Source organism: Inconstantimicrobium porci (assembly GCF_009696465.1).
Lineage (GTDB): Bacteria > Bacillota > Clostridia > Clostridiales > Clostridiaceae > Inconstantimicrobium > Inconstantimicrobium porci.
In genome coordinates this window covers 1-6,679 of sequence record NZ_VULX01000048.1, presented here as the reverse complement: position 1 = coordinate 6,679, position 6,679 = coordinate 1, and the positions used below count along the sequence as shown (strand labels likewise).

The 6,679-nt window shown below is 31.1% G+C and carries 3 protein-coding genes; all 3 read left to right on the top strand.

Features of this window, described 5'->3' with window-relative positions; all coding sequences use genetic code 11:
- Window positions 1-176 precede the first annotated feature (176 nt).
- Window positions 177-686: a hypothetical protein gene (locus tag FYJ33_RS15565; RefSeq protein ID WP_154532832.1), complete on the top strand. Its 510-nt coding sequence runs from the start codon at window positions 177-179 to the stop codon at window positions 684-686.
- Window positions 686-952: a hypothetical protein gene (locus FYJ33_RS15560; protein WP_154532830.1), complete on the top strand. Its 267-nt coding sequence runs from the start codon at window positions 686-688 to the stop codon at window positions 950-952. The genes FYJ33_RS15565 and FYJ33_RS15560 overlap by 1 nt, the downstream gene beginning before the upstream one ends.
- A gap of 118 nt (window positions 953-1,070) precedes the next feature.
- Window positions 1,071-5,180, top strand: coding sequence for an RNA dependent RNA polymerase (locus FYJ33_RS15555; RefSeq protein WP_154532828.1), 4,110 nt, complete (start codon window positions 1,071-1,073; stop codon window positions 5,178-5,180).
- The last annotated feature ends 1,499 nt before the right edge of the window (window positions 5,181-6,679 follow it).

Sequence of the window (6,679 nt, the reverse complement as noted above, 5' to 3'; positions counted from 1 at the left end):
TTTAAAACTCTGCACATTGCGCTGATACTGTACTTTTTTTTATTAGATAATATTATTTCTATTTTCGTGCCATTATCAGCGCTGCCTGCTTTATGATATTCTTCTCCTTTTTCACAATTTTTTATATTATATCACGACCGAATAATTATTGTCTAATTAATTATAACCAATCCACTATGGAAAATACAATGAACGCTATTTTTGGAGAAGCTTTCGAAGAAGTAGAAGAAGAACTAAAAGGCATACAAGATGATGTTACAAAAGTAGCATCTAGTCTTGGTATAGACAAAGTAAAAGAATTTCTTACTAAAGATGATGGTTCTGTATACACAGAGCTTGTAGGTACAGCAGAGAAAGTCTTTGCTGAATTAAGTGAGCTTATAGGGATGGAAATTGAATGTGAAGGATTGCATGAATTAAAAGCATCCGTAAACACATTCAAAAAGAAACATTCCAATATCAACAACATCATGGATTTGATTGATGTTGTCGTTAAGAAGTCACTAGAATTAGCAGTGGCTGCAGTTAAGTTCACTATAGACTTTGGTGTTCTTACATCATTGTTTATAGCAAGAATTGCGAAAGACATAGCGATTGAAACAGGTCGCTATGTGAAGGGTGTTGGTAAAGCATTTAAATGTGACATAATAGACACTCTTTCTTCAAAGAAAGGAGGTGAAAGATAATGAGTAACTTTAAGAATACTAAAGTTAATCTTAATGTGTCCAGTGGTGTTATGGCCGCTGGTCACATTAAGAACAGAAATGAAATAAAAAGAGAAAGAGAAAGAGGAATCGTAACTTCTTCTTCCTCTGATTCTAATAAAGCTTATCCTGAAATTCCTAGTTTCATGGATAAAGCTAATAAAAGGCAGCAAGCTCATATAAAAGTTCTTAATGAGCTTGATGACTTTAAGTTGAAGTGCGATTTATTAGCCTTCATCTTAAAATAATAGCACAAAGTTCTGGTGGGTTCAACCTTTAAAAGCCCACTTCCAAGGTTGGGAACTAGCCTTTAATTAGTTTACATTATGGTAGGCCTATCCTTAAGGCACATGAAAGGAGTTTGTTATGAATACAAACAAAAATATCACAGTATCTAAATTAAGAAAGGCTGCAAAAATTGCAGGAGTGAAAGGAGGATATAAAATGAATAAGGCAGAGTTATTATCTGCTTTCGAAGAGGGAATAGAATATATTAGCAAAGGTCTATTCACTCTTAATGCTAATGCATTGCCTGATGGAGTGTATAGTGGGGCAATTTGCAATGTACAGATACAGAAACAGAGTAGTGAGTTCATTACTCCACTGTATTTGAACCATAGCCATAAACAATTAATTATGAGCAGACTAGATGCATTGGCTTATGATTTACATGCTGCAGATGTTATATGCATTAGAGTTGCTGGCGCAAAAATCATGAAGATTGATAGCGTAAAGAGTTATCTATATGCTACTCTTTTATATGGAGAAAAAGACGGCATGATTGATTTTAGTGCCGCAGATATTGATGGTTTCTTAATAAGTAAAGAAGTTCTTGTTTCTAAGAAGATATCTGCACATGATGATACTTTCTTCTTAACTAACAAAGGGAATATTGTTAAGACTTATAAGGTATCAATAACAAATTCTTTATTCTTATCTGCAGCACAGGAATATGCAGATAGTCAAGCTGTTCCTAAGAAGAGAGGGCAGTACAAGATCGTTAATGCAAATATTGAAGATCTTGTTTATTCAGAAGAAAAAGGAATGTATGTACTTCCTTCTAATAGAGGACATGAAATAAAAGTGTCTTCTAATAGAATCTATAGAAGTCACTGTGATAATAATAATGAAGTTAAAGACATTCTTGTATTCTCTGCTGTGCCTAAGTTATTAGGTTTTAGTGGGAAAGCTAGAGAAGAAGCCCAAGTCAAATATGCTATGAAAGCTGAGACAATCATATATAAAGGCTTCTTAAATTTAAGAACAAACAAGATAGTCAAAGTTTGTGCACAGTCTCCAGCACAAGCGAGATGTGGAAAGTATTATTTCACATCTCTTAATGTTGAAGCGCTTAGGCGTGAATTCATTTATGGCTATGACTTTGGAGATAAATGTAATTTGGCAAAGAGAGAATCAAGATATGGCTTGGCTACGACTACAGCCATAAAGATTCATAACTTTAACCCTAAAGTTAAAGTTATTGATGATCCAGTTAAACATATTAAAGCAGATGTTGTATCTCCAACATCTGTTGATAATACTTCTAAAACAGTAACTGCTTTAGAAGTAAATAACAATCAACAAATTATTTCTAACATACAAGTAGTTAGGGGTAAAGATATTGAAATTACCCCTAATGATGGTGGTGGATGTATAGAACTTCTTCCTGCAGTAGAGATAGCATGGCAGTTAGGCCTTATCTCTACTAGTGAAAAGAACTATTTTAATAAGCATTATCAGAATATGGCTGAATTAACTTTAGCCTATAATAATAATGATATAAATTATAGACAGTTAAAGTTAATTAAAATAATTTTGAAAATGCCGTCTGCATATCAAATTAGATATGCTGGAGATAAGGGAATGTTATTAGTATTCCCATTCTCAGAATATCGTCCTGATTTAAAGGGATTTGATATAATCGAAGGTTCAGGAATGAGAAAATATGAACTTGACGATTATAGCAATGTTTCTTTTGAAATTTGTAATGTTCCTAAGAAACATAAGGATAGAGTACAAATGTCATATCAGTTCTTACAATCATTAGATATCGATGCTAAAACATTATGCGATATAGCTGATGAAGCTATGGAACATATCTCTTCTGATATATTTGTTAAACCAGAAGAAGCATTGAAATTTTTAGGCTTAGTTAGTGGTATGGGAGATGAAGGAAGTGTTGAATTTGGTTCTAAGGTATCTGAAGTTTTAGCAACTTATCCTGAAATGATTAATGATAAGTTTGTACAAGATAATCTTAGAAAGCTTGTAGGGAAATATTTATATTCCCTTGCTTTTGGTAAACTTCCTGTTAAAGGGGCTTATCACTTTTTATTCAGTGATCCTTTTGACTTCTTTGGTATTACTGATAAAAGATTGGCACCTGGTACCAGCTTCATGAATAATGAAGAAGGAGAAGTTGCTTGCTTCAGATCTCCTATGATATTTAAATCTGAAGTACAGAAAACTTCTCTTGTAAAGAATAATGATTTATGGTTCATCCATGATATCATTATCTTTAACGCTTTTGATCCTATCCTTATGGCTCTTGGTGGAGCCGATATTGATGGAGATAAAGCGGCTGTGATTAAAGATGCTAGAATTATTGATGCAGTATCATCTTTCAAGTTTATACCTGAAGATGTTGCTGTTAACGCAAATATTTCTTTAGCAACAGAAGAAGCTTTATTAAAGTATTTTGTTAGTACTTCAAAACCTTCTCAAGTAGGACTTATAACTAATTGGGCTACTATCTTTAGAGATATGCAGCTAGACGGACAAGGAAATTACGATTCCGTAATTCTTGCATTAAGATTTTTGCAAGGATGGGAAATTGATAGACCTAAGACTGGTGCAACAGTAGTTATGCCAGAGCTTAAGATTGAAGTTCTGCCTGAATGGTTATTTGCATTGCAATTGTTTAATAAAGATTCTGCTTCATATATAAAGAATTTTGGATATGTAGACAGTCTCTACAATGTTGCATTAGATATGAAGAAAAAGATTTATGCTTCTAAATCTCCACTTAATATGTTATTTAGACATGTAGAAGTAGAAGCTAAGAAGATATTATCAGGAGTAGGAACACACTATGAAAGTTTCTCTACACAGATACTAAGCTATGTTAATGTAGAGAAAGCTACTGAATTGCTTCCTGCAGTTCAAGAGCTTGAAAAGAGTTATAGACATGAAATAGCATCTATAATGCAAGAGTTTCCTGGTAAACAATATAAAGAAGAAAGATTTGCAGCACTTACTGAACTATATGATAGTTATAGAATAAGTGCTCTTTCTATTTCTGATGATACTGAAGCAGTTGCCGCTGCTGCATATTATGTTTGCTATAACAAAGAAAGTGGTTCTGATAGTAGATCTTTTGTATGGAATGTATTATACAATGAGCTGATGAGAATTATTCAGAAATTTGATTCAGCAAAGAGACTGGTTAGATTACCTAAGTTCTTTGATGTAATCAATACAGTTGAAGTATTCAATAATTCTTTAATTGTAAATGATATACCTGTAAGAAGAGTATCTTTGCCTACAGGTAACTATAAAGTGTTTAATATGGACAATGAATATTATATTCTAGTTCATTGTGATTCTCATTTAGTAGAGCATGAAATTGAAACTATTGAGGATTCTAAGAAACAAGTACCTATAAATTTAGCTGGATTTGTAGGACTTGGCTTTAATGCAAATGATGTCATTAAAATTTTAAAGGAAAACACTTGTACATTACAAATGGATGGGAAATATGCCTATATTATTTGCAATGGCAAGAAGATATCAGGTATTACTTCTGAATCTTCTGTTAAAGCCATTGGTATTCTTAATAAGAAATTAAAACTTGTTGAGTCTGAAAAGGTTTGGTATAAACCAACTAAAATAACAGACAAAACAATGTGGTATGATAAAGATAACAATATTGCTTTAAAGAGAAGCTTTAGAGCTAATTTTAATATTTTAGGTGATATGGATTCTAAAGATAAATTTGAATCAACTTATTATACTCAAGATAATATTTTTGCTGTATCAGATGAAGAGATAGCAGCATTTGAAAATGCTTGTATACCTTTTGATGATGAAGATATGGTTTATGATTCTTCTATGGCATGTGATATGGCAGCAATAGAAGAAGTTTTAAATTCTTCTGATGATGATTCATATGATGCAGTTATTGTATCTGATGATGTATCTGATGATGTTTCTATAGAAGAACTTGCAAAGCAGCAATATAATATAGATATCTCTAAAATAGAAAAACCAGCTAATGCTGATAATGTTGAAATTAATTTAGTAAGTAATGGGGTAAACATTACTCTATTCAACAACGGCAAAAGCTGGACTTTCTTTGTCCTAGTAACTGATACTACTGTAGAAGTACAGTCTAAGTATCAGTTAAAAGACGAAACTATAGATTTCTTAAAGAAGAGTGCTATTAAAGCTACTCTTCAGAATACTATTGTATATTAGTATTCATATCTATAGTATACAAGAAAGTAGGGCCTTCGGCAATACTTTCTTGTATTTTTTTTGTCTATGAGGAATTTATGCCTTCGGCAATGCTTCCTTTTATGAATTATCTTCTTTTTAATTTTCCTGTCTTTGTTACAGGTGCTTGTATTAAAAATAAGACATTCCTTCTATTTTCTTATGGAGAATCGTCTTATTTTCCAGTTTTATTCTGAAGTGTTATGCTTTACCCCTATGCAAACTTAATAAATTGTCGTATTTATTTACAAATTACATTGTTTTACCACTTTTTTACTTGGTAATTACAGTCTTTTACGACTATTTATTATGTAATGAGAATGGTTTATATACTTTTGTTGTGTTTTATAACATTTATATGTATCTATTCTCATTTACGTTGTGTTTTGCATAGGGTTTTATAAGTGTTTACCAACACTTATATGAGTATGATTATGTACTCTTATGCTGAAATTGACGCCGAAGGACGTCAATTTCAGCTATTATTTGTTACTGTTACATCTTATGATGTAAAATTGGTGTAGTCCAATTCCGTTAGGCAGTTTTTGATTTTTTCTCGGTAGGTTCTTGGTGTTCCTTTCAATATCAAACCAAATATCAAATAATACTACAAATATACGGTTATTTGTGAGTGTAGGTTATGATTGAGTATACTCTATATAAACCTGAGAGCCCTTCTAAGGCACTTGTTATATACTTGGAGTATATTTTGTTTTGTAACATTATAAGCTGTTATAAAGTGCCTGTATAGCATTAACGATTATATCTATACGTGTATAATATATTGTTGTATATATAGGCAAATATATTATTAAAGAAAAGAGGTTATTATGTGGTAAGTTATGTGGTTATGCTTAAATATATAATAAAAAGTTGTCCAGTTGGGTTAATATATTATATATGAGTAATTTTCTATATACGCTACCGCTTAATGAAAGGATACAGTAGTGGTTCTGTATTTATATAATATTAAAGTCTTTGTAATTACACATATGGAGATAATTAGAATAATAGTTTTCATATGTAACCACAAATAAAAGTTATTCTAAGTCTATAGTATTCTATTGATAACTTACTAATAACCAAATGGAGTTTACAGCAGTTATTAAAGTTCTTAGTTGCATAAAAAATTACAATATTCCAAAAGAAATCATTATTAGAAGGATTTAAGCTTTTAGCTTAGTCTTTTTTTTATTTATAATAATAATTTATGGTTAACGTAATGTGGGCTCTAATCATTGTACATATACGGTATTAATAAAAGAGAGAAAAACTTCTGATAACTCTTGTGATAAATAAAGATACTTTACATAATTATTGTCATAATAAAAAAAATTCTTATAATAACATATATCTCTTAAGCCCCCATATCTAATTGGACAATAATGACTAATATAAGTTATACTAAATATAGTAATTATTGGAGGAAAGTTATGAAGGGAAGAAGTTATTCAGAAGAATTCAAAGAACAAATATTGCAA